24 protein-coding genes are annotated in these 20,048 nt (G+C 69.4%); 22 read left to right on the forward strand and 2 right to left on the reverse strand.

From position 1 onward, the window contains the following. The first annotated feature begins 81 nt into the window (after positions 1-81). The 8 genes from ftsZ to ACO0LU_RS10955 all read left to right on the forward strand — a co-directional run bounded on the left by ftsZ (position 82) and on the right by ACO0LU_RS10955 (position 5,707). Complete coding sequence (gene ftsZ / locus ACO0LU_RS10920; protein ID WP_424787924.1) at positions 82-1,323, forward strand: cell division protein FtsZ; 1,242 nt, start codon at positions 82-84, stop codon at positions 1,321-1,323. Next, positions 1,301-2,050: a polyphenol oxidase family protein gene (locus tag ACO0LU_RS10925; RefSeq protein ID WP_424791387.1), complete on the forward strand. Its 750-nt coding sequence runs from the start codon at positions 1,301-1,303 to the stop codon at positions 2,048-2,050. The genes ftsZ and ACO0LU_RS10925 overlap by 23 nt, the downstream gene beginning before the upstream one ends. A 94-nt stretch (positions 2,051-2,144) precedes the next feature. Next, the gene (locus ACO0LU_RS10930; RefSeq protein ID WP_424787922.1) at positions 2,145-2,594 is read left to right on the forward strand and encodes a cell division protein SepF; all 450 of its coding nucleotides are present in this window, start codon (positions 2,145-2,147) and stop codon (positions 2,592-2,594) included. Positions 2,595-2,601: 7 nt separating this feature from the next. Next, complete coding sequence (locus ACO0LU_RS10935; protein ID WP_424791388.1) at positions 2,602-2,892, forward strand: YggT family protein; 291 nt, start codon at positions 2,602-2,604, stop codon at positions 2,890-2,892. A 94-nt stretch (positions 2,893-2,986) separates the two neighbouring features. Beyond that, positions 2,987-3,715, forward strand: a complete 729-nt coding sequence (locus ACO0LU_RS10940) for a DivIVA domain-containing protein (protein ID WP_424791389.1) — start codon at positions 2,987-2,989, stop codon at positions 3,713-3,715. 3 nt (positions 3,716-3,718) lie between these two features. Then, on the forward strand, positions 3,719-4,306 hold the full coding sequence (gene lspA, locus ACO0LU_RS10945) for a signal peptidase II (RefSeq protein WP_424791390.1): 588 nt from the start codon (positions 3,719-3,721) through the stop codon (positions 4,304-4,306). Beyond that, positions 4,299-5,228, forward strand: coding sequence for an RluA family pseudouridine synthase (locus ACO0LU_RS10950; RefSeq protein ID WP_424791391.1), 930 nt, complete (start codon positions 4,299-4,301; stop codon positions 5,226-5,228). The genes lspA and ACO0LU_RS10950 overlap by 8 nt, the downstream gene beginning before the upstream one ends. Then, positions 5,225-5,707 carry a GNAT family N-acetyltransferase gene (locus ACO0LU_RS10955; RefSeq protein ID WP_424787917.1) on the forward strand — a complete coding sequence of 161 codons (483 nt, stop codon included), beginning with the start codon at positions 5,225-5,227 and terminating at the stop codon, positions 5,705-5,707. The genes ACO0LU_RS10950 and ACO0LU_RS10955 overlap by 4 nt, the downstream gene beginning before the upstream one ends. On the opposite strand, the gene ACO0LU_RS10960 is transcribed toward ACO0LU_RS10955, so the two are convergent. Beyond that, positions 5,664-6,911 (reverse strand): aminotransferase class I/II-fold pyridoxal phosphate-dependent enzyme, encoded by a 1,248-nt coding sequence (locus tag ACO0LU_RS10960; RefSeq protein ID WP_424791392.1) that lies wholly within the window; start codon positions 6,909-6,911, stop codon positions 5,664-5,666. The two genes, ACO0LU_RS10955 and ACO0LU_RS10960, sit on opposite strands and share 44 nt — an antisense overlap. A gap of 82 nt (positions 6,912-6,993) precedes the next feature. Between ACO0LU_RS10960 and dnaE the strand changes: the two genes are divergently transcribed. After that, entirely contained in the window at positions 6,994-10,536 is a 3,543-nt protein-coding gene (dnaE, locus tag ACO0LU_RS10965; protein WP_424791393.1) for a DNA polymerase III subunit alpha, read from the forward strand. Positions 10,537-10,548: 12 nt separating this feature from the next. On the opposite strand, the gene ACO0LU_RS10970 is transcribed toward dnaE, so the two are convergent. Beyond that, a complete protein-coding gene (locus ACO0LU_RS10970) occupies positions 10,549-10,794 on the reverse strand; it encodes an RNA-binding S4 domain-containing protein (RefSeq protein WP_424791394.1) in 246 nt (81 codons plus the stop codon). 36 nt (positions 10,795-10,830) lie between these two features. Here ACO0LU_RS10970 and hisD point away from each other — a divergent pair, with 36 nt between their 5' ends. From hisD to ACO0LU_RS11035, 13 genes are all read left to right on the forward strand, one after another. Then, positions 10,831-12,159, forward strand: coding sequence for a histidinol dehydrogenase (hisD, locus tag ACO0LU_RS10975; RefSeq protein ID WP_424791395.1), 1,329 nt, complete (start codon positions 10,831-10,833; stop codon positions 12,157-12,159). A 74-nt stretch (positions 12,160-12,233) separates the two neighbouring features. Next, a complete protein-coding gene (locus ACO0LU_RS10980) occupies positions 12,234-12,464 on the forward strand; it encodes a PspC domain-containing protein (protein WP_424791396.1) in 231 nt (76 codons plus the stop codon). 167 nt (positions 12,465-12,631) lie between these two features. Continuing rightward, positions 12,632-13,738 (forward strand): histidinol-phosphate transaminase, encoded by a 1,107-nt coding sequence (locus ACO0LU_RS10985; RefSeq protein WP_424791397.1) that lies wholly within the window; start codon positions 12,632-12,634, stop codon positions 13,736-13,738. Then, positions 13,735-14,337, forward strand: a complete 603-nt coding sequence (gene hisB, locus ACO0LU_RS10990) for an imidazoleglycerol-phosphate dehydratase HisB (RefSeq protein ID WP_424791398.1) — start codon at positions 13,735-13,737, stop codon at positions 14,335-14,337. The genes ACO0LU_RS10985 and hisB overlap by 4 nt, the downstream gene beginning before the upstream one ends. Next, positions 14,334-14,993 (forward strand): hypothetical protein, encoded by a 660-nt coding sequence (locus tag ACO0LU_RS10995; protein ID WP_424791399.1) that lies wholly within the window; start codon positions 14,334-14,336, stop codon positions 14,991-14,993. The genes hisB and ACO0LU_RS10995 overlap by 4 nt, the downstream gene beginning before the upstream one ends. Next, positions 14,990-15,628: an imidazole glycerol phosphate synthase subunit HisH gene (gene hisH / locus ACO0LU_RS11000; RefSeq protein ID WP_424791400.1), complete on the forward strand. Its 639-nt coding sequence runs from the start codon at positions 14,990-14,992 to the stop codon at positions 15,626-15,628. Before ACO0LU_RS10995 ends, hisH begins: the two co-directional genes overlap by 4 nt. 8 nt (positions 15,629-15,636) lie before the next feature. After that, positions 15,637-16,365 carry a bifunctional 1-(5-phosphoribosyl)-5-((5-phosphoribosylamino)methylideneamino)imidazole-4-carboxamide isomerase/phosphoribosylanthranilate isomerase PriA gene (gene priA / locus ACO0LU_RS11005; RefSeq protein ID WP_424791401.1) on the forward strand — a complete coding sequence of 243 codons (729 nt, stop codon included), beginning with the start codon at positions 15,637-15,639 and terminating at the stop codon, positions 16,363-16,365. Next, complete coding sequence (locus ACO0LU_RS11010) at positions 16,365-17,081, forward strand: SseB family protein (protein ID WP_424791402.1); 717 nt, start codon at positions 16,365-16,367, stop codon at positions 17,079-17,081. The genes priA and ACO0LU_RS11010 overlap by 1 nt, the downstream gene beginning before the upstream one ends. 179 nt (positions 17,082-17,260) lie before the next feature. Then, positions 17,261-17,884, forward strand: coding sequence for a translation initiation factor IF-3 (infC, locus tag ACO0LU_RS11015; protein WP_424791403.1), 624 nt, complete (start codon positions 17,261-17,263; stop codon positions 17,882-17,884). A 52-nt stretch (positions 17,885-17,936) separates the two neighbouring features. Next, complete coding sequence (gene rpmI, locus ACO0LU_RS11020; protein ID WP_424787903.1) at positions 17,937-18,131, forward strand: 50S ribosomal protein L35; 195 nt, start codon at positions 17,937-17,939, stop codon at positions 18,129-18,131. Between the two features lie 30 nt (positions 18,132-18,161). Next, a complete protein-coding gene (gene rplT / locus ACO0LU_RS11025) occupies positions 18,162-18,545 on the forward strand; it encodes a 50S ribosomal protein L20 (RefSeq protein WP_424791404.1) in 384 nt (127 codons plus the stop codon). Further along, positions 18,542-19,393 (forward strand): TrmH family RNA methyltransferase, encoded by an 852-nt coding sequence (locus ACO0LU_RS11030; protein WP_424791405.1) that lies wholly within the window; start codon positions 18,542-18,544, stop codon positions 19,391-19,393. Before rplT ends, ACO0LU_RS11030 begins: the two co-directional genes overlap by 4 nt. Next, positions 19,390-20,046, forward strand: coding sequence for a nucleoside/nucleotide kinase family protein (locus ACO0LU_RS11035; protein ID WP_424791406.1), 657 nt, complete (start codon positions 19,390-19,392; stop codon positions 20,044-20,046). The genes ACO0LU_RS11030 and ACO0LU_RS11035 overlap by 4 nt, the downstream gene beginning before the upstream one ends. Positions 20,047-20,048: the final 2 nt, after the last annotated feature.

Below are 20,048 nucleotides of genomic sequence, written 5' to 3' on the forward strand. Positions count from 1 at the left end.
GACATAGCGTCATCGCTGTGAGGAAATGACATAACTCTAAACCTTAAGTAGAGGTTGAGGGTTTGACGAGAGGGAAGTGACGTGGCGGCACCGCAGAACTATCTAGCGGTCATCAAGGTAGTGGGTATCGGCGGTGGTGGAGTCAACGCCGTCAACCGGATGATCGAGGTCGGATTGAAGGGCGTGGAGTTCGTCGCCGTCAATACCGACGCCCAGGCACTGCTGATGAGCGATGCCGACGTCAAACTCGACGTCGGCCGTGACCTGACCCGCGGGCTGGGGGCAGGAGCCGATCCCGAGGTGGGCAAGAAGGCCGCCGAGGATCACACCGAGGAGATCGAGGAGGTGCTGCGCGGGGCGGACATGGTCTTCGTCACCGCCGGCGAGGGCGGGGGCACCGGGACCGGTGGCGCGCCCGTGGTCGCCAAGATCGCCCGGTCCCTGGGCGCGCTCACGATCGGGGTGGTGACCCGCCCCTTCACCTTCGAGGGCCGGCGGCGCGGAGTGCAGGCCGACGCCGGCATCGAGGCCCTGCGCAATGAGGTGGACACCCTCATCGTGATCCCGAACGACCGGTTGCTGTCCATCTCCGACCGCGGGGTCTCGGTCCTGGATGCCTTCCGGAGCGCGGACCAGGTGCTGCTCTCGGGTGTGCAGGGGATCACCGACCTGATCACCACCCCGGGCCTGATCAACCTGGACTTCGCGGACGTGAAGTCGGTGATGCAGGGAGCCGGTAGCGCCCTGATGGGGATCGGCTCCTCGCGTGGGGACGACCGGGCCGTGCAGGCCTCGGAACTGGCGATCTCCTCGCCACTGCTGGAAGCCAGCATCGATGGCGCCCACGGGGTGTTGTTGTCGATCCAGGGCGGCTCCGACCTGGGCCTGTTCGAGATCCACGAGGCGGCCCGGTTGGTCCAGGAGGCTGCCCACCCCGAGGCGAACATCATCTTCGGCGCCGTCATCGACGACGCCCTCGGCGACGAGGTGCGGGTCACCGTGATCGCGGCAGGATTCGACGGCGGCAGCCCGACCCCCACGGACGGGAGCAGGTCGATTGCGCACCCGGAACCCAAGGTGGAGCGGACCCCGGAGCCCGTGGCACCGGCGGAGCGTGCGGTACCCACCGTGATCGACGCCGACGAGCACGCAACCGCCGGGCGCGTCCCGGTGGCGGCGCACACCAACGGCGCACCGAAAGCCCCCTCGGCGCAGAGCCCCGCCGGCCCCCCGACCCAGGGGCTTGAGGTACCGCGCATCTTCGACGAGGCGCCCCGCCGGCGGCGGGACGACGATCTGGATGTGCCCGAGTTCCTCAAGTAGGGCCGACGGCGCTGACGCCGACACCGTGATCCGGGTCGACCTCGGCCCGGGTGCGCGCGGACTGTTCACCACCCGCGCCGGCGGTGTCAGCGCGCCGCCGTTCCAGGCGCTGAACCTCGGGGGCGCGGCCGGTGACGACCCGGACCATGTGCGGACCAACAGGGCTATTGCCTCCGAGTTCCTCGGCGGGCCGGTCGCCTACGCCCAGCAGGTCCACGGCACCGACGTGCTCGAGCCGGGCTGTACCGACGGCACCGGTGACGCGCTGCTGGGGACGGGCAGCGGCGTCGGGGTCCTGGTTGCGGATTGCGTTCCGGTGCTGCTGGCCGGGCCGGGCCTGGTCGCGGCGGTGCACGCCGGGCGCCGGGGTCTTTTGGCCGGGGTGGTGCAGAACGCACTCGCTGCGATGGAAGCCCGGGGTGCCGGCGCCTCCCACGCCGTCATCGGTCCGGCGATCTGCGGCCGGTGCTACGAGGTGCCAGCCGACCTGCGCGCGGACGCTGAGGCCGTCGATCCCGCACTCGGCGGCACCACAAGCTGGGGCACCCCCTCGATCGATCTCGCCGCCGGAGTGGCCGCTGTGCTCCGCCGCGCCGGGGTGCGCCACATCGACGACGTGGGCCTGTGTACCTATGAGGACCACCGGTTCTACTCCTACCGTCGGGACGGCCGGACCGGCCGGTTTGCCGGGCTGGTTGCGCTCGGCGGCCGCGACACGCCGCGGTGACCTGCCCTGACGCGGTTCGGTGCTGGTCTAGCGTCGGAACCAACAGAACGCACCCTCACAGCGCACGCTGTGGGCGAGGGAACGAGGAGCACCCATGGCCGGAACGCTGCGCAAGTCGATGCTCTGGCTCGGGCTGTCCGAGCCGGAGGCCGAGGAGCACGAGGACTACGTGGACTACGACGACGAAGAGCCGGGTGAGCAGACCCCCCCGGCAGAAGTGACCCCGATCAGCCGCGCCGCGTCGCACAGGGACTCGGGCAGCCTGCGGCGGATCACGACGGTGCACCCCCGCACCTACAACGATGCCAAGACCATCGGCGAGGCGTTCCGCTCCGGAACCCCGGTGATCATGAACCTGACCGACATGACCGACGCCGAGGCCAAGCGCCTGGTGGATTTCTCCGCCGGCTTGGTGTTCGGGCTGCGCGGCGCGATCGAGCGGGTCACCAACAAGGTGTTCCTGCTCTCACCTGCCACGGTGGAGATTGCCAACGAGGAGCGGGAGCCGGAGACTGCTCAGGCAAGGTTCTTCAACCAGAGTTAGGTCTTGAGTGTCCGTCGTCCTGAGCGTTCTGTATCTGGCTGTACTGCTCTACGTGGTCCTGCTGCTGGTCCGGCTCGTGTTCAACTGGGTGCAGCAATTCGCCCGGGATTGGAAGCCCCAGGGCGTGACCTTGGTCGTGGCTGAACTCACCTTCACCGTCACCGATCCGCCGCTGCGAGCGGTCCGTAAGATCATTCCGCCGTTGCGAATCGGCGCCGTTGCCCTAGATTTGGGCTTCATCCTGGTGTTCATTGCTTGTTCCCTGCTCCTCGGGATTATTCAGCCGCATACGCTGTAGTCGGGCGTATCCTGTAGCAGGGCACGGGCGGAACTCCGCTAACGTACACGTAGGTGGCATCCGCCACCCGATCAACAATCCGAGGTAGCTGAAAATGGCACTGCTGACTGCGGACGACGTCCTCAACAAGAAATTCCAACCGACGAAGTTCCGCGAGGGGTACGACCAGGATGAGGTCGACGACTTCCTCGACGAGGTCGTGGCTACCTTGCGGGTGGTCTCCGGCGAGAACGAGGAACTCAAGGCCAAACTCGAGGCCGCCGAGGCACGCATCGCCGAACTCAGCGCCGGTACCCCGGCCGACGAGACCGCCAACCTCGGCGTAGTGGCGGCTGCGCACTCGACCGAACAGGCCCCCGAAGAACCTTCACCGGCCGAGCCGTCCGCGGCATCCCCGGTGGAGCCGGAGCCGGAGCCGTCCCGGCCGAGCGCAGCCGATGCGACCCCGGCCGCCGGCATTGCCGCCGCGCAGAGCGGCGAACCCGAGTCGGCCACCGGCATGCTGCAGCTGGCACAGCGCCTGCACGACGAGTACGTCGCCAACGGCAAGGCCGAGGCGGACCGGATCCTGACCGAAGCCCGCACCGAGGGCGAGCAGATCGTCAACGAGGCCGAGGAGAAGCGTACCCGCACCCTGAACCAGCTCGAGGGCGAGCGCTCCCTGCTGGAGCGCAAGATCGACGAACTCCGGGTCTTCGAGCGTGATTACCGTACCCGGCTGAAGAGTTATCTGGAAGGGCTGCTCAGCGACGTCGAGGGCCGTGGTTCCGGCCTGAGTGGCTATGGCGGCGGGAGTTCGGAGAACGACCTGCGCCGTCCGTGATCGGTGAGCGAGTCCTCGAGTAGCGGTACCGGCGGTAACCGCGCCGCACCCGCCTCCCGGTCCCGGGCGCTGGCCTACCTGGTGGCCCTGACCCTGGCAGTGCTCGGTGTGGACCAGGCCACCAAGATCGTGGTGCTGGCGACCCTGGAACCCGGCGCGTACCACCCGGTGCTGGGGGACTGGTTCGGCCTGCAACTGGTGTTCAACCCCGGTGCGGCCTTCTCCCTGGCCACCGGACTGACCTGGGTGTTCACCGTCGCCGCCACCGTCGTCACGGTGGTGATCCTGGTGGCAGCGCCCCGGCTGCGCTCCCGGGCGTGGGCGATCGGACTCGGGCTGCTGCTGGGGGGAAACCTGGGCAACCTGGCCGACCGCCTCTTCCGCGACCCCGGTTTCGCCCAGGGGCATGTAGTGGACTTTCTCAACTACGCGGGTCTGGTGATCGGCAACGTCGCCGACATCGCGATCGTGGTGGCCGCTCCGATGATCGCCATCCTGCTGATCCGCGGGGTGGGGCTGGACGGACTCCGTGAGCACGACTCCGCCGGCACCCCTGCGGTGTCCTGCGCCCCGCAGGAAGACCATGGCTGACCACCGCGCCCTACCGGTGCCCGAGGGACTCGAGGGCCAGCGTGCCGATGCCGCGCTGGGCCGCCTGCTCGGGCTGAGCCGCACGAAGGCCGCCGAGTTGCTCGGTGCCGGCGCGGTGACCATGGACGGGGACGTCGTCGGCAAGTCCGACCGGCTCCGGTCCGGGGCGTGGCTGGAACTCCGGTTGCCCGAGGCGCCCTCCGACGCGTCCCCGGCTCCACCCGAGCCGGTCCCGGGCATGGTGATCCGCCACGACGACGACGACATCGTGGTGGTGGACAAGCCGGTGGGCGTGGCCGCCCACCCGAGCCCCGGCTGGGACGGCCCCACGGTGGTGGGAGCGCTGATGGCCGCCGGGTACCGGGTCTCCACCTCCGGGGCAGCCGAACGCCAGGGCGTGGTGCACCGCCTCGACGTGGGCACCTCCGGGCTGATGATGGTGGCCAAGAGCGAGCGTGCCTACACGGCGCTGAAGCGGGCGTTCAAGGAGCGCACCGTGACCAAGATCTACCACGCCGTCGTGCAGGGACACCCCGACCCCTCGGCCGGCACGATCGACGCCCCGATCGGGAGGCACCCACGGCACGACTACAAGTGGGCGGTGGTGGCCGGAGGCCGCGAATCCATCACGCACTACTCCACCCTGGAGGCGATGCGCGCGGCCAGCCTGTTGCGGATCCACCTGGAAACCGGACGCACCCATCAGATCCGCGTGCACTCCTCGGCGATCGGGCACCCGTGCGTCGGCGACCTGACCTACGGCGCCGATCCGGTGCTGGCCCGCAGGCTCGGCCTGCGCCGGCAGTGGCTGCACGCGATGGCACTGGGCTTTGACCACCCGGCCACCGGGCAGCCGCTCATGATCGAATCGACCTACCCCGAGGACCTGGCCGGAGCCCTGGAGGAATTGCGGCAGCCATGAGGATCGAACGTGTACATGGACTCTCCGGACTGGCCCGCGTGCACGGGCTGCGCTGGACGGTGTTCGTGGAGGAGCAGGGTGTGCTGCCCGCCGAGGAACTGGACGGGCGTGATGAGTCCGATTCCAGCGTGCACCTGATCGCGGTGGACCCCGACTTCCGCGATGTGGGGACCGCGCGGATGCTGACCGACGCCGAGCAGCCGGGCGTCGTGCACGCCACCAGGGTTGCGGTTCTCACCGAGGCCCGGGGCCAGGGGGTCGGGCGGGCCCTGATGGCCGAGCTGGAACGGATCGCCTACACCGAGTTCGCCGTCGACGGGCAGGTGCGGGTGGAACTGTCCGCCCAGGAGACCGCGCTGCCCTTCTACGAGTCCCTGGGGTACGAGATCGGCGCCGAGCGCTACCTCGATGCCCGGATGTGGCACCGCGACGCGGTCAAGGTGCTGACGTCTGCACCAGACGCTGCAGAGCCGCGTTGAGCACGTCCCAGGACTTGGTGAAGGTGAAGCGCACGGATGCGGCGAGGTCCCGGTCGGTCCGGCTGCCGGGCACGGTGAAGGCACTCACCGGCACCGCGGCCACCCCGGCCAACTCCGGCAGGGCGCTGCACAGCGCCGCTCCGTCGGCCAGACCGTGCCGTGCCAGCCACCTCGAGGAATCGGCGATGACGAAGTAGCATCCCCGCGGCCGCACGACCTCGAAGCCCGCCTCGGTCAGGCCCGTCATGAGCAGGTCGCGCCGGGCGGACAGGTCGGCGGCGAGTTCGCCGACCCAGTGCTGATCAGGACCGGGGGTGATCTCCAGGTTCAGGGCGGTGGCCACTGCGGGCTGGAACGGGGCGCCGCCGGTGTAGGTGAGGAACTGCTTGATGCTGACCAGTGCCGTGATCAGATCCGCCGGACCGCTGGCCCAGCCCACCTTCCAGCCGGTCACCGAGAACGTCTTGCCCGCAGAGGAGATCGTCACCGTCCGCTCGAACATGCCCGGCAGGGTGGCGATCGGGATGTGCCGGGCGCCGTCGTAGGTCAGGTGCTCATAGACCTCGTCCGAGACCACGATCGCGTCGTGGGCGATGGCCAGTTCGGCGATCAGCGCCAGGTCCTCGGCGCTGAGCACCGCGCCGGTGGGGTTGTGCGGGCTGTTCAGCAGCACCACGGCGGTGCGGTCACTGAAGGCAGCCCGCAGGGCCTCAGCGTCCACGGTGAACCCCTGATCGGCGTGGCCCACCAGCGGAGCACTCATGTGGGTGGCGCCGGCCATCGCGATCACCGCGGCGTAGGAGTCGTAGTAGGGCTCCAGGGTCAGCACCTCATCGCCCGGTCCGGCCAGGGCCAGGATCGACGCCGCGATCGCCTCGGTGGCCCCGTTGGAGACCGTGATCTGGTTGCCGGGGTCCAGGTCGATGCCATAGTGGCGGCTCTGATGCGCCGCGATCGCTTCCCGTAACGGCACGATCCCGTTGCCCGGCGGGTACTGGTTCATCCCCTCGGCGATAGCGGTGCGCGCGGCCTCGGTGACCGTGGCCGGCCCGTCGGAGTCGGGAAAGCCCTGACCCAGGTTCAACGCCCCGGTCCGCTGGGCCAGCGCCGTCATCTCGGCGAAGATCGTGGGCCGTGTCCCACCCTCACCGTCGTCCAAACCGGCTGCCCGGACCACCTCGTGCCATCGCTTGCTCGTGCCCATACTGCCACCCTATGCCCGGTCCACCCACGCGCCCGGTGAGCCGTCCAGCTGCTGTGGGCGGGCCCGCCTAGACTCGGGTGCCATGGCCGCCGATTTTGCTCACCTGCACGTCCACACCGAGTACTCGATGCTGGACGGAGCGGCACGGTTGGACGATCTGTTCGCCGAGGCCGCCCGGCTCGGGCAGACCTCGCTGGCCACGACCGACCACGGGTACCTGTTCGGGGCCTACGACTTCTGGCGCACCGCCCGCAAGTACGACATCAATCCGATCATCGGCGTGGAGGCCTACGTCACCCCGGGAACCTCCCGGTTCGACAAGACCCGCGTGCAATGGGGGGAGGGCTCCCAGGGCGGTGATGACGTCTCCGCCCGCGGCGCCTACACGCATATGACGTTGCTGGCCAAGAACAACACCGGGATGCACAACCTCTTCCGGATGAGTTCGCTGGCGTCGCTGGAAGGTCAGATGGGCAAGTGGCCCCGGATGGATCGGGACCTGCTGTCCACCTACGCCGAGGGGTTGATCGGCACCACCGGTTGTGTGTCGGGGGAGGTGCAGACCCGTCTGCGCCTGGGCCAGTGGGACGAGGCGGTCCGGGCCGCCACCGAGTTGCAGGACATCTTCGGGCGGGAGAACTACTACGTCGAGATCATGGATCACGGCATCGAGATCGAACGCCGGACCATCACCGACCTGATCCGGTTGGCCGAGCACATCGGCGCGCCGCTGCTGGCCACCAACGACCTGCACTACACCAAGCGCGAGGACGCTCACGCCCACGAAGCGCTGCTGTGCGTGAACTCCGGTTCCCGGCTCACCGAGCCGTCATACGCGCAGGGCGGGTCCCGGTTCGCCTTCGAGGGAGAGGAGTTCTACCTCAAGTCCGGTGCGCAGATGCGTGAGCTGTTCCGCGACTACCCGCAGGCGTGCGACAACACCCTGCTGGTGGCCGAGCAGTGTGAGGTCACCTTCACCGAGGAGGTTGGCCGGTACATGCCCCACTTCCCGGTTCCCGAGGGTGAGGACGAGGTCTCCTACTTCACCCAGCAGGTCGAACTCGGGTTGCACCAGCGTTACCCGAACGGCATTCCCGAGGATGTGCGCGCCCAGGCGAACTACGAGCACGAGGTGATCACCTCCAAGGGGTACGCAGGCTACTACCTAGTAGTGGCCGACTTCATCAACTGGGCCAAGTCCCAGGGAATCCGGGTGGGCCCGGGCCGTGGCTCGGGAGCCGGGTCGATGGCCGCCTACGCGATGGGCATCACCGGTTTGGACCCGCTGAAGAACGGGCTGATCTTCGAGCGGTTCCTCAACCCCGAGCGGATGAGCCTGCCCGACTTCGACATCGACTTCGATGAGCGCCGGCGCGGTGAGGTGATCCGCTACGTCTCGGACAAGTACGGCGAGGACAAAGTCGCCTATATCGTCACCTACGGCACCATCAAGGCCAAGCAGGCGCTGAAGGACGCCAGTCGGGTCCTGGACTATCCGTTCGCTATGGGTGAGAAGCTCACCAAGGCGATGCCGCCGGCGGTGATGGGCAAGGATGTCTCCCTGGCGGGGATGTTCAACGCTGATGACTCCCGCTACGCCGAGGCCGGGGAGTTCCGCCAACTCATCGGCGAGGACCCTGACGCGGCCAAGGTCCTCGAGACGGCCAAGGGCCTGGAGGGCCTGAAGCGCCAGTGGGGTGTGCACGCCGCAGGGGTGATCATCGCCAGCGAGCCGCTGATCGACATCATCCCGATCATGCGCCGGGAGCAGGATGGTGCGGTCATCACCCAGGTGGACTTCCCGGCCGGGGAGGACCTGGGCCTGGTGAAAATGGACTTCCTGGGCCTGCGGAACCTGACCATCCTGGAAGACGCGCTGATCAACATCGAGGTCAACGGCAAGGACCCGGTGATCGTCGAGGACCTGCCGATGGACGACCGCGAGACCTACGCACTTCTCGGCCGCGGCGACACCCTCGGTCTGTTCCAGCTCGACGGTGGCGGGATGCGCACGCTGCTACGCCAGATGCGCCCGGACAACTTCGAGGACATCTCCGCGGTCGGTGCGTTGTACCGGCCCGGCCCGATGGGCGCCAACTCCCACACCAACTACGCCCTGCGCAAGAACGGCCTGCAGGACATCACCCCGCTGCACCCGGCACTGGCCGGGCCCCTGGACGAGATCCTCGGGACCACCTACGGGTTGATCGTCTACCAGGAGCAGGTGATGGAGATCGCCCAGAAACTCGCCGGGTACACCCTGGGTGAGGCGGACCTGCTCCGCCGGGCGATGGGCAAGAAGAAGCGCGAGGTCCTGGACGCCGAGTTCGACAAGTTCCACGCCGGGATGCGTGAGCGGGACTATCCCGAGGCGGCGATCAAGGCGCTGTGGGAAGTCCTGGTCCCGTTCAGTGACTACGCCTTCAACAAGGCCCACTCCGCAGCCTATGGGCTGGTGTCCTACTGGACCGCCTACCTCAAGGCCCACTACCCGGCCGAGTACATGGCCGCCCTGCTCACCTCCACCCGGGATGACAAGGACAAGTCCGCCCTCTACCTGAACGAGTGCCGCCGGATGGGCATCACGGTGCTGCCCCCGGATGTGAACGCCTCGGAGGGAACCTTCACCCCGGTGGGCGACGACATCCGGTTCGGGCTGCGGGCGGTCCGCAACGTCGGCGACAACGTCGTCAAGGCGATCGTGGCCACCCGCGCGGACAAGGGCACCTTTACCTCCTTCACGGACTTCCTGGACAAGGTGCCGGCGGTGGTGTGCAACAAGCGCACCATCGAATCACTGATCAAAGCCGGTGCGTTCGACTCCCTGGGACACACCCGCCGTTCGTTGCTGCTCATCCATGAGCAGGCCGTCGACGCCGTGATCGGTGTCAAGCGGAAGGAGGCCGAGGGCCAGTTCGACCTGTTCGCCGGACTCGGTGACGCCGATGACGAGGTGTCCCTGACCGTGGAGGTCCCCGACCTGCCCGAGTGGGACAAGAAGCAGAAACTCGCCTTCGAGCGCGAGATGCTCGGGTTGTACGTCTCCGACCATCCGCTGTCGGGTATCGAGCACGTGCTCACCAAAGCCGCCGATGTGCCGATCGCGACCCTGCTGACCGATGAGGCGCGACCGGACGGGTCCACCGTCACCGTGGCCGGGCTGATCACCTCGGTCGCCCGCAAGGTCTCCAAGCAGGGCAACACCTGGGCGGCGGTGACCATCGAGGACATGGCCGGCAGCGTCGAGGTGATGTTCTTCGGGGAGACCTACCTGGCCTACTCGACCGCCCTGGCCGAGGACACCGTGGTGGTGCTGCGCGGCCGGCTGCGCCGGCGCGACGACTCCCTGGCCCTGCAGGCGATGGAGATGTCCCTGCCGGACGTGTCGGTCAGCGATGATGCCCCGATGACGGTCAGCCTCGCCGAGTACCGCTGCACCACCCCGGTGGTACAGCAGTTGCGCGACATCCTGTCCACCCACCCCGGTGTGACCGAGGTGCGGCTGCGACTGACCTCACCGGGCCGGGCCACCGTGCTTCGGCTGGACGATCAACTCCGGGTGGAGCGCACGCCCGCGCTGTACGGGGACCTCAAGGCGCTGCTGGGGCCGCACTGCGTGGCCTGAGCAGCACCGATCTCACCCGCTCACCCGCAGATAGGTCCAGCCGGCCGGTGTTTCGGTGCCGATGACATCCCCGCGATTCAGTTGCCTGCCGCGGCGTGCCTCGATCTCACCGTTGACGGTCACCGCGGCCTCGGCGAGCAGCGCCTTGACCTCGATCCCGTCCTCGGCGACCCCGGCTAGTTTGAGGAACTGGCCCAGCCGGATCATCTCGTCGCGAATCGCCACGTCCTGCGGATCGGTCTGCGGTGTTGAGGGCATCACCTCATCATGGCAGCGCGCGTAGACTCATGCCTCGTGATGCGCACGATCGACCTCCGTAACACCGCACCCTCTGCGGCCCACCTGCGCCGGGTGCTTCCCCGGGCCGAGGTGGACGTGGCGGCCGCGATCGAGACCGTCAGGCCCATCCTGGATCGTGTCCGTCAGGAGGGGGCCACGGCGATCGCGGACTACACCGAGACGTTCGACGGCGTGACACCGGCCTCCCTGCGAGTGCCGCAGGAGGTGCTCGCCCGGGCGCTGGCTGGGCTTGCCCCGGATCTGCGGGAGGCGCTCACCGAGGCGATCGGTCGGGCGCGCAAGGCCCACCGCGCCCAGTTGCCCGGTGCCGCCCGCACCACGTTCGGCCCCGGTGCACAGGTCCACCAGCGGTGGGTCCCGGTGCGTCGGGTGGGTCTGTACGTACCCGGGGGACTGGCGGTCTACCCCTCCTCGGTGGTGATGAACGTGGTGCCGGCACAGGAGGCCGGGGTGGCGGCTCTGGCGGTGGCCAGTCCTCCACAGAAGGACAACGACGGCTGGCCCGATCCGGTGGTGCTGGCCACCTGCGCCCTGCTCGGGGTGGAGGAGGTTTACGCCGTCGGGGGCGCTCAGGCGGTGGGCATGTTCGCCCACGGTGTCGAGGCCGCGCCGGGAGCCGGCCCGGAGAATGCGTGCGAACCGGTGGACGTGATCACCGGCCCGGGCAACATCTACGTGACGGCGGCCAAGCGCGCGGTACTGGGCCTGGTCGGCATCGACTCCGAGGCCGGCACCACCGAGATCGCCGTCCTGGCCGATGAGACCGCGCAACCCGCCTATGTGGCCGCGGACATGATCTCCCAGGCCGAGCACGATCCGGTGGCAGCCTCGGTCCTGATCACCGACTCGGGAGCACTGGCCGATCAGGTCGCCGGGCAGATCGAGGCGCAGACCGAGTTGGCAAAGCACGCCGACCGGATCCGGAGTGCGCTGACCGGCCCGCAGTCGGCGGTGGTGCTGGTGCAGGACCTGGACCAGGGCGTGCAGGTGGTCAACGCCTATGCGGCTGAGCACCTGGAGATCCACACCCGCAATGCCGCGCAGGTGGCCGAGCGGGTGCACAACGCCGGAGCGATCTTCCTCGGCTCCCACTCGCCGGTGCCGCTGGGGGACTACCTGGCTGGGTCAAACCACGTGCTGCCCACCGGTGGGACCGCACGGTTCGCCAGCGGCCTGGGGGTGATGGCCTACCTGAAGTCGATGCAGGTGATCGACTACGACGCGGCCGGTCTCGCCGAGGTCACCGACCACCTGGTGGCTCTGGCCGTGGCGGAGGACCTACCGGCCCACGGCACCGCAGCAGTGCTTCGTCGCGCGCAGTAGCACCGCAGGCTCAGGGTCATCTCCGGGTGTTCCCCGATGGCGCACGTTGCCGGCGGCTCCTTACTCTTGGGTCCATGGACTCCTTCTTCGACGTCATCGGTAATCTCGGCTTCCGGCGCGGACCACGCCGGGTGCTGGCCGGCCTCGCCGGCGGCATCGCCGATGCCACCAATCTCGACGTGGTGCTGGTGCGGGTGTTGCTGATCGTTGCGATGCTGCTGCCGGTGCTCGGACCCACCCTGTACATCGTGCTGTGGATCCTGTTGCCCTGGCAGAAAGCACCATCCCGCTGCAGCGGCTGGTGAACCAGTACCGCACCAACAGGAACGGCGACGCACCGACGATCGAGCCGCAGTAGTGCTCCCCGCTGAGCAGGCCCGCTCGGCAGTCTGGTCAGCGGCAGCCCCGGGAGCGGGGGCCAGGCCGCAGCTCTGTTCCTCCAGCCGGGTGGCCACGTTCTAGACTCACCGGTGTGACCCTGCCGCTACGCCCGGACCTGATCGGGATCGAACCCTACGGCGCCCCCCAGTTGGACGTGCCGGTCCCGTTGAACACCAACGAGAACCCCTACCCGCCACCGGAGCAGGTGGTGGCCGACATCGCCGCTTCCGTCGCCCGCGCCGCAGCGGGGGTGAACCGGTACCCGGACCGGGACTTCGTGGGCCTGCGTACCGAACTGGCCGGCTATCTGGCCGTCGAGTCCGGTGCTGATGAACTGCGGGCCGAGAACATCTGGGCCGCCAACGGCTCCAACGAGGTCATGTTGCACCTGCTGCAGGCCTACGGCGGTCCGGGCCGGACGGTGCTGTCCTTCGCACCGACCTACTCGATGTACCCCGAGTACGCCAGGGACACCTTCACCACCTACGTCGCCGGCACGCGGACGCCGGACTTCCGCCTGGGCGCCGGGCACGCGCTGGAGCAGATCGCGAAGGTGCGCCCCGCCGTCGTCCTGATCGCCAGCCCGAACAACCCCACCGGTACCGCGATGGACATCGAGACCATCAGCGCGATCGCCGCCGGGACCACCGACACCGGCCCGGACGGCGCCGCGAGCCTCGTGGTGATCGACGAGGCTTACGCGGAGTTCCGGCGGGAGGGCACGGCCAGCGCGTTGAGTATCCGGCCCGGTCACCCGCACCTGGTGGTGGCGAGGACGATGTCGAAGGCCTTCGCCCTCGCCGGTGCCCGGGTGGGCTACCTGGCCGGGGCCGCAGACCTGGTCGATGCCCTGCGCGTGGTGCGCCTGCCCTACCACCTCTCGGCCATCACCCAGGCGGTGGCCCGCACCGCCCTGACCCACGCACCGGTGCTGCAGGAGGGCGTGGCCGCACTGCGCGCCGCGCGCGATGAATGCGTGGCATGGCTGCGTGCGCAGGGCTTCACGGTTGCGGACTCCGATGCGAACTTCGTGCTGTTCGGCACCTTCACCGACCGGCACCGCATCTGGCAGGGGCTGGTGGACCGAGGAGTGTTGATCAGGGAGACTGGGCCTGCGGGATACTTGAGGGTCTCGATCGGGACCGAGGCGGACATGGCCGCCTTCCGCGGCGCATTGAAGGAGGTGACCGGCCGGTGAGCACACGCACCGCGAAGGTCGAACGCAGCACGTCCGAATCCACCGTCAGTGTCGAGGTCAACCTGGATGGCACCGGCGCAACCGACATCTCCACCACGGTGCCGTTCTACGACCACATGCTCACCGCGCTCGGCAAGCACTCCCTGATCGACCTGACCGTCCGGGCCGAGGGCGATACCGAGATCGACGCCCACCACACCGTGGAGGACACCGCGATCGCGCTCGGCCAGGCGCTGCGCCAGGCCCTGGGCGACAAGCGCGGCATCGCCCGTTTCGGTGACGCCCTGGTGCCACTGGACGAGGCCCTGGCCCGGGCCGTGGTGGACATCTCCGGGCGTCCCTACGTGGTGCACTCCGGGGAACCGGAGGCCCAGGCCCACCACCTGATCGGCGGGCACTTCACCGGCTCCCTCACCGGGCACGTCTTCGAGTCAGTGGCCTACCACGCCGGGATCTGCCTGCACGTGCACCTGCTCTCCGGGCGGGACCCGCACCACATCGCCGAGGCCCAGTTCAAGGCGTTGGCCCGGGCGCTGCGCGCGGCGGTCGCACCCGACGCGCGGGTGGACGGGGTGCCCTCCACCAAGGGGGCGTTGTGACCGCGGTACCGCCCGGGGATGACGACGGCGACGCCTTCGACCAGGCGGCCTTCGACGCCGCCTTCGCGGCCGAGTTCGGTCAGCCCACCGAACCCGACCGCCCCGCCGCCGCGCCGACCGAGCGCCCCGATGAGGCTGATCACTCCGATGACGGCGTGGGCGGTGAAAGCACAGACCAGCGCCGGATCATCGCGGTGGTGCTGACCCCGATCCGTTCGGCCGCGGCCCTGGCCGCGTTGTGCGCGATGGCCTCCATCGACGCCCACGTGATCGCCTCCAAGAACGGGGCGCTGGCCGTGCGCACCATCACCGGCCCGGTCGATGAGACCGAACTGCTGCTCACCGGTGCCCCGGCCGAGGCCGTGGAGTTGGCCCAGACGCTCTCCCGCACCGCCAAGGTCGGGGTGGTGCTGCTCACCGCGAACCTCGGCACCGGGCAGGACGGGCCCAGCGGCACCATCACCGGCCGGGAGTACACCGGCGGGGAGGCGGGGCAGGAGGTGCCCGCCGGACTGGTGCTGGCGAACGCTGACGAGGTGCTGGAGTCCCTGCTGATCGGCGCCCTGGACCCATTGGATGCACCCGGGCGGATCGATCCAGCGAAGGTGGCGCGCCCCGGGGGCCTGTTCGGAACCCGACGGCGCAAGAAGCGATGACGATCCCGCTCGAGCCACGGGTGGCGGTGCTGGACTACGGGTCGGGGAACGTGCGCTCGGTGGTCCGAGGCCTGCGCCGGGCGGGTGCCCGGGTGGACCTGACCGCCGAGCCCGAGGCGGTCGCGGGCGCTGACGGGCTGGTTGTGCCCGGCGTGGGGGCCTTCGCCTCGGTGATGGCCGCGCTGGGGCAGGCCGGGGCACCGCAGATGATCGGTGACCGGCTGGCCGCCGGCCGGCCGGTGCTGGGCATCTGCGTGGGCCTGCAGGTGATGTTCAGCGATGGACTCGAGCACGGCGTGCACACCCAGGGGCTGGGACACTGGCCCGGCCGGGTGGAGCGCCTGGACGCCCCCGTCGTCCCGCACATGGGTTGGTCTACCGTCGAGCCACCACCGGACAGCGCCCTGTTCGCCGGGCTGGAGGAGGAACGGTTCTACTTCGTACACTCCTACGCCGCCCGGTCCGCCCCGGCGCACCTGCGCACCACCTGGTCCACCCACGGCAGTTCCGAGCGGAACACCCGCTTCGTGGCCGCGGTGGAGAACGGATCGCTGAGCGCCACCCAGTTCCACCCGGAGAAGTCCGGCACCGCCGGCGCCGCCCTGTTGCGCAACTGGTTGAACACCCTGACCTGAGGAGACCCTTGAGCACACTTGAACTACTCCCCGCCGTCGACGTGGCCGACGGCCAGGCCGTACGCCTGGTGCAGGGAGAAGCCGGCACCGAGACGCACTACGGCTCACCACTGGAGGCGGCGCTGACCTGGCAGCGCGACGGCGCCTCCTGGGTGCACCTGGTGGATCTGGACGCCGCCTTCGGCCGCGGCTCCAACGCCGCCCTGCTCGCCGAGGTGGTCGGGGCGTTGGATATCGATGTGGAACTGTCCGGCGGGATCCGCGACGACGAGTCGCTGCAGCGCGCCCTGGCCACGGGCTGCCGCCGCGTGAACCTGGGCACCGCGGCCCTGGAGGACCCGGACTGGACGGCCAGGGTGATCGGGGAGCACGGGGACCGGATCGCTGTGGGGCTGGACGTGCGCGGCACCACCCTGGCCGCCCGTGGCTGGACCCGGGAGGGTGGCGACTTGTGGGAGGTGCTGGCACGCCTGGAGGAGGACGGGTGCGCGCGCTACGTCGTCACCGACGTCACCAAGGACGGCACCATGCGTGGTCCGAACACCGATCTGCTCACCCAGGTGTGTGCCCGCACGGACGCCCCGGTGGTGGCATCCGGGGGGATCTCCAGCCTGGCCGACATCGAGGCTCTGGCCGAACTCACCCCGATCGGCGTCGAGGGCGCGATCGTGGGCAAGGCCCTGTACGCCGGTGCGTTCACGCTCGGCCAGGCCCTGGATATGGCCGGGCGGCCCTGATGGCCCGGGAGCTGCCGCCGACGTCGGCCTTCGCCGGCGATGACGGCAGCACCGATCCTCATCTGGGCGCGGCCCTGGCGCTGACCGGTGCGCCGGAGCGGTTGCGGGCCGTGGTCGATGCCCTGGGCCGGGCCCGCGTGCTGGTACCGGTCGTGGCACACCTGGACGAAGTTGCCGAGGAAGTCGCCGGAGCCGGGGGCATGCCGATCGCGGGGGAGAAGCAGGCCTCGGCTGCCATGGTGACGGTGGCCACGCCCGACGGGCGCTCGGCGATGCCGGTGTTCTCGGCGCTGCAGGCCCTGCACGCCTGGCGCCCGGACGCCCGCCCGATCCCGGTGCCCGGTCCGCAGGCGGCCCTGGCCACAGTGACCGAGTCCGACGGCCTGCTCGTGCTGGATCCAGCCGGCCCGGTCCCGGTCCTGGTGCCCCGGCCCGCGGTGTGGGCGCTGGCGCAGGGCCGTGCCTGGGTGCCCCCGGCCGGCGACGACCAGTTGCGTGCGCAGGTCGGTGCGGCACTGCGCAAGGTGCCGGGGGTCGCGACGGTGGAACTGGAGGACGCACCGGGCGGGGCCACCACGGTAGTCCTGGGGGTACCAGCAGGCTTGTCCCGCGCGCAGGTGGCCCAGATCACGTCCCGGGCCGGTGCGGAACTGGCGCGATGTGATCTTGTCGCCGAACGTGTCGACGCCGTTCAGTTGCGGTTGCGTGCGTGTTAGACTCATCGCTGACCAACCGGTCCTGACGGGCCGGACCAAGCGGAGCCACTCCCACCCCTGCTCGACCGAACGGGTCACGCCGCACCAGAGCCTGGGTCCCGGTCGCGGGCAGTTGATGTCCGCACGAGCAGACGCTCAGACCACAGGCCTCCGCACACCCGCGGGGGCCTTTCTCGTGGGTGGAAGAAGATCACCTCACGAAGGAGCCACACATCAGCGATCCCCGCATCAACGATCGGATTCGCGTCCCGGAAGTACGCCTGGTCGGCCCGAGCGGCGAGCAGGTAGGAGTTGTCCGGGTCGAAGACGCGCTGCGCCTTGCCGCCGAGGCCGATCTCGACCTGGTCGAGGTCGCACCGGACGCCCGGCCGCCGGTTGCCAAGCTCATGGACTACGGCAAGTTCAAGTACGAGTCGGACATGAAGGCCCGTGACGCACGGCGCAACCAGGCACACACCGTCCTGAAGGAAATCAGGTTCCGGCTCAAGATCGACGAACACGACTACGCCACCAAGAAGGGCCACGTCGAGCGGTTCCTCAAGGGCGGGGACAAGGTCAAAGTCATGATCATGTTCCGCGGCCGCGAGCAGTCCCGTCCGGAGATGGGTATGCGGCTGCTGCAGCGCCTGGCCGAGGATGTGGAGGAACTGGGTCACGTGGAGTCCGTGCCGCGCCAGGACGGGCGGAACATGACCATGGTGCTCGGTCCGAACACCAAGAAGTCCGAAACTCGCAGCCAGCAGCGGCGCGACCGTCAGGCTCGAGAAGAAGCTCAGGAGAACGACGCGGCAACGTCGTCCTGAGACGTCCGCACCCCCTCCCGGCCGGCGTGCCGGGAAGATCAAGGAAGAGGCCATGCCCAAGAACAAGACCAACTCCGGTGCCAAGAAGCGCTTCCGCGTGACCGGCTCGGGGAAGATCATGCGCCAGCGCGCGCGCCACGTGCACAAGTTCCAGGAACGAAGCAAGCGCCAGGCGCGCCGGCTGGTGAACGACGTGGTCGTTTCACCCGCGGACACCAAGAAGACCAAGAAACTGCTCGGCAAGTAAGCGCCCGGCACACCAACCAAGGAGCATCACGTGGCACGCGTCAAGCGGGCGGTCAACGCCCATAAGAAGCGCCGGACGACACTGGAGCGCGCCAGCGGCTACCGCGGGCAGCGGTCCCGGCTGTACCGCAAGGCCAAGGAACAGGTCGACCACTCACTCAACTACGCCTACCGCGACCGCCGGGCCCGCAAGGGTGACTTCCGTCGGCTGTGGATCCAGCGGATCAACGCCGCGGCGCGTAGTTACGGCCTAACCTACAACCGGTTCATCCAGGGCCTGAAACTGGCCCAGGTGGAGGTGGACCGTCGCGTCCTGGCTGACCTGGCCGTCAACGACACCGAAGCCTTCGCGGCGCTGGTGAAGGTGGCCAAGGACGCCCTGCCGGAGGATGTGAACGCCCCGGCTACGGCTTGAGCCCACTCTCGAGCGCAGCCGAACGCCCGGCCGGCGCGGTGGACCTGACTGACGCGCGCGCACCGCGCGTCAAACGGGTCCGCGCGCTGGCCGGGCGTTCTGTGCGCGGGCGCCAGGGCAAATTCCTCATCGAGGGGCCCCAGAGCGTGCGCGCGGTGCTGACGCACCAACCGGGCATCGTGGTGCAGGTATTCCACACGCCCCAGGCGGCCGAGCGCCATCCCGACATCGCCGAACGCGCCCGGCAGGTGGCCGCCCGGAGCACCACGACCGCCTCGGAGCAGGTACTGCACGCGATGAGCCCGGACGCCCAGGGGGTGCTCGTGGTGGCCAGGATCGAGCCGGTTCCCGTGGAGGAGGCGCTCGAGGCGCCCTTGGTGGCATTTCTGCACCAGGTACGCGATCCGGGCAACGCCGGAACGGTGATCCGGGCGGCCGATGCCGCCGGGGCCGGTGGGGTGGTGCTCTCCGAGGCGAGCGTGGAGTTGCACAACCCGAAGACGGTGCGCTCCAGCGCGGGATCGATGTTCCACCTGCCGGTGGCCACCGGCGCGGACCTGGCCGGCACCATCGAGCGGGCTCGCAACGCCGGAATGCAGGTGCTGGCGGCCGACGGCGAGGGTCAGGTGGAGTTGGACGACCTCGCCGTCGCCGCGGGAACCGGGGACCTGTCCCGGCCGACCCTGTGGGTGTTCGGGAACGAGGCCCACGGCCTGACCGCCCGTGAGCGCGCGGTGGCCGATGCGGTGGTGCGTATCGGAATCCGCGGCCATGCCGAGTCGCTGAACCTTGCCATGGCGGCCACGTTGTGCCTGTTCGCCTCGGCTCGGGCACAGCGCCGTCGATGACGCACCCAACCAGGCTGACCGCCTCCCCGAGCGACCTGGGGCACCTGGTCGACCGGATCCGCGCCCTGTGCAACTCCGGCCGGGTGCTGATCGGTATCAGTGGGCCGCCCGGATCAGGCAAGTCCACTCTCACCGCGGCCCTGGCGCGGGAACTGCACGCCGAGCAGGTGGGCTGCGCCGTCGTCGGTATGGACGGCTTCCACCTGGCCCAGGCCGAACTGGACCGTCTCGGACGGGCCGAGCGCAAGGGCGCCCCGGACACCTTCGACGCCCACGGGTATCTCGCGCTGTTGCGCCGGCTGCGTCAGGAGAGCACCAACACCGTCTACGCACCGATGTACGTGCGCGGGGCCGTGGAACAGCCGATCGGCTCCGCGGTTCCGGTTCACCCGAGCGATCAGGTGATCCTGACCGAGGGCAACTACCTGTTGCTGGACACCACGCCCTGGAACCAGGTCCCGGGCCTGCTCGACGAGGCGTGGTTCGTGCGCACCGACGACGATGCCCGGCGCGAGCGACTCCTGGCCCGGCACCTGGCCGGAGGTAAGACGCCCGAGCGCGCCCTGGCCTTCACCGACGGGTCCGATGCGGCCAACGCTGCCCTGGTGGCCACCACCCGGGACCGCGCGGACGTCGTCATCGACTGGGTCTGAGG

Source organism: Pseudactinotalea sp. Z1748, assembly GCF_049725185.1.
Taxonomy (GTDB): Bacteria; Actinomycetota; Actinomycetes; order Actinomycetales; family Beutenbergiaceae; genus CALKWS01.

Bases quoted from the DNA above. Each gene is read 5' to 3' on its own strand.
- ACO0LU_RS10925 (WP_424791387.1), top strand. From the start codon at position 1,301: ATGTGCCCGAGTTCCTCAAGTAGGGCCGACGGCGCTGACGCCGACACC.
- ACO0LU_RS10930 (WP_424787922.1), top strand. From the start codon at position 2,145: ATGGCCGGAACGCTGCGCAAGTCGATGCTCTGGCTCGGGCTGTCCGAG.
- ACO0LU_RS10940 (WP_424791389.1), top strand. From the start codon at position 2,987: ATGGCACTGCTGACTGCGGACGACGTCCTCAACAAGAAATTCCAACCG.
- ACO0LU_RS10950 (WP_424791391.1), top strand. From the start codon at position 4,299: ATGGCTGACCACCGCGCCCTACCGGTGCCCGAGGGACTCGAGGGCCAG.
- ACO0LU_RS10955 (WP_424787917.1), top strand. From the start codon at position 5,225: ATGAGGATCGAACGTGTACATGGACTCTCCGGACTGGCCCGCGTGCAC.
- ACO0LU_RS10960 (WP_424791392.1), bottom strand. From the start codon at position 6,911: ATGGGCACGAGCAAGCGATGGCACGAGGTGGTCCGGGCAGCCGGTTTG.
- dnaE (WP_424791393.1), top strand. From the start codon at position 6,994: ATGGCCGCCGATTTTGCTCACCTGCACGTCCACACCGAGTACTCGATG.
- ACO0LU_RS10970 (WP_424791394.1), bottom strand. From the start codon at position 10,794: ATGCCCTCAACACCGCAGACCGATCCGCAGGACGTGGCGATTCGCGAC.
- ACO0LU_RS10980 (WP_424791396.1), top strand. From the start codon at position 12,234: ATGGACTCCTTCTTCGACGTCATCGGTAATCTCGGCTTCCGGCGCGGA.
- hisH (WP_424791400.1), top strand. From the start codon at position 14,990: ATGACGATCCCGCTCGAGCCACGGGTGGCGGTGCTGGACTACGGGTCG.
- ACO0LU_RS11010 (WP_424791402.1), top strand. From the start codon at position 16,365: ATGGCCCGGGAGCTGCCGCCGACGTCGGCCTTCGCCGGCGATGACGGC.
- rpmI (WP_424787903.1), top strand. From the start codon at position 17,937: ATGCCCAAGAACAAGACCAACTCCGGTGCCAAGAAGCGCTTCCGCGTG.
- ACO0LU_RS11035 (WP_424791406.1), top strand. From the start codon at position 19,390: ATGACGCACCCAACCAGGCTGACCGCCTCCCCGAGCGACCTGGGGCAC.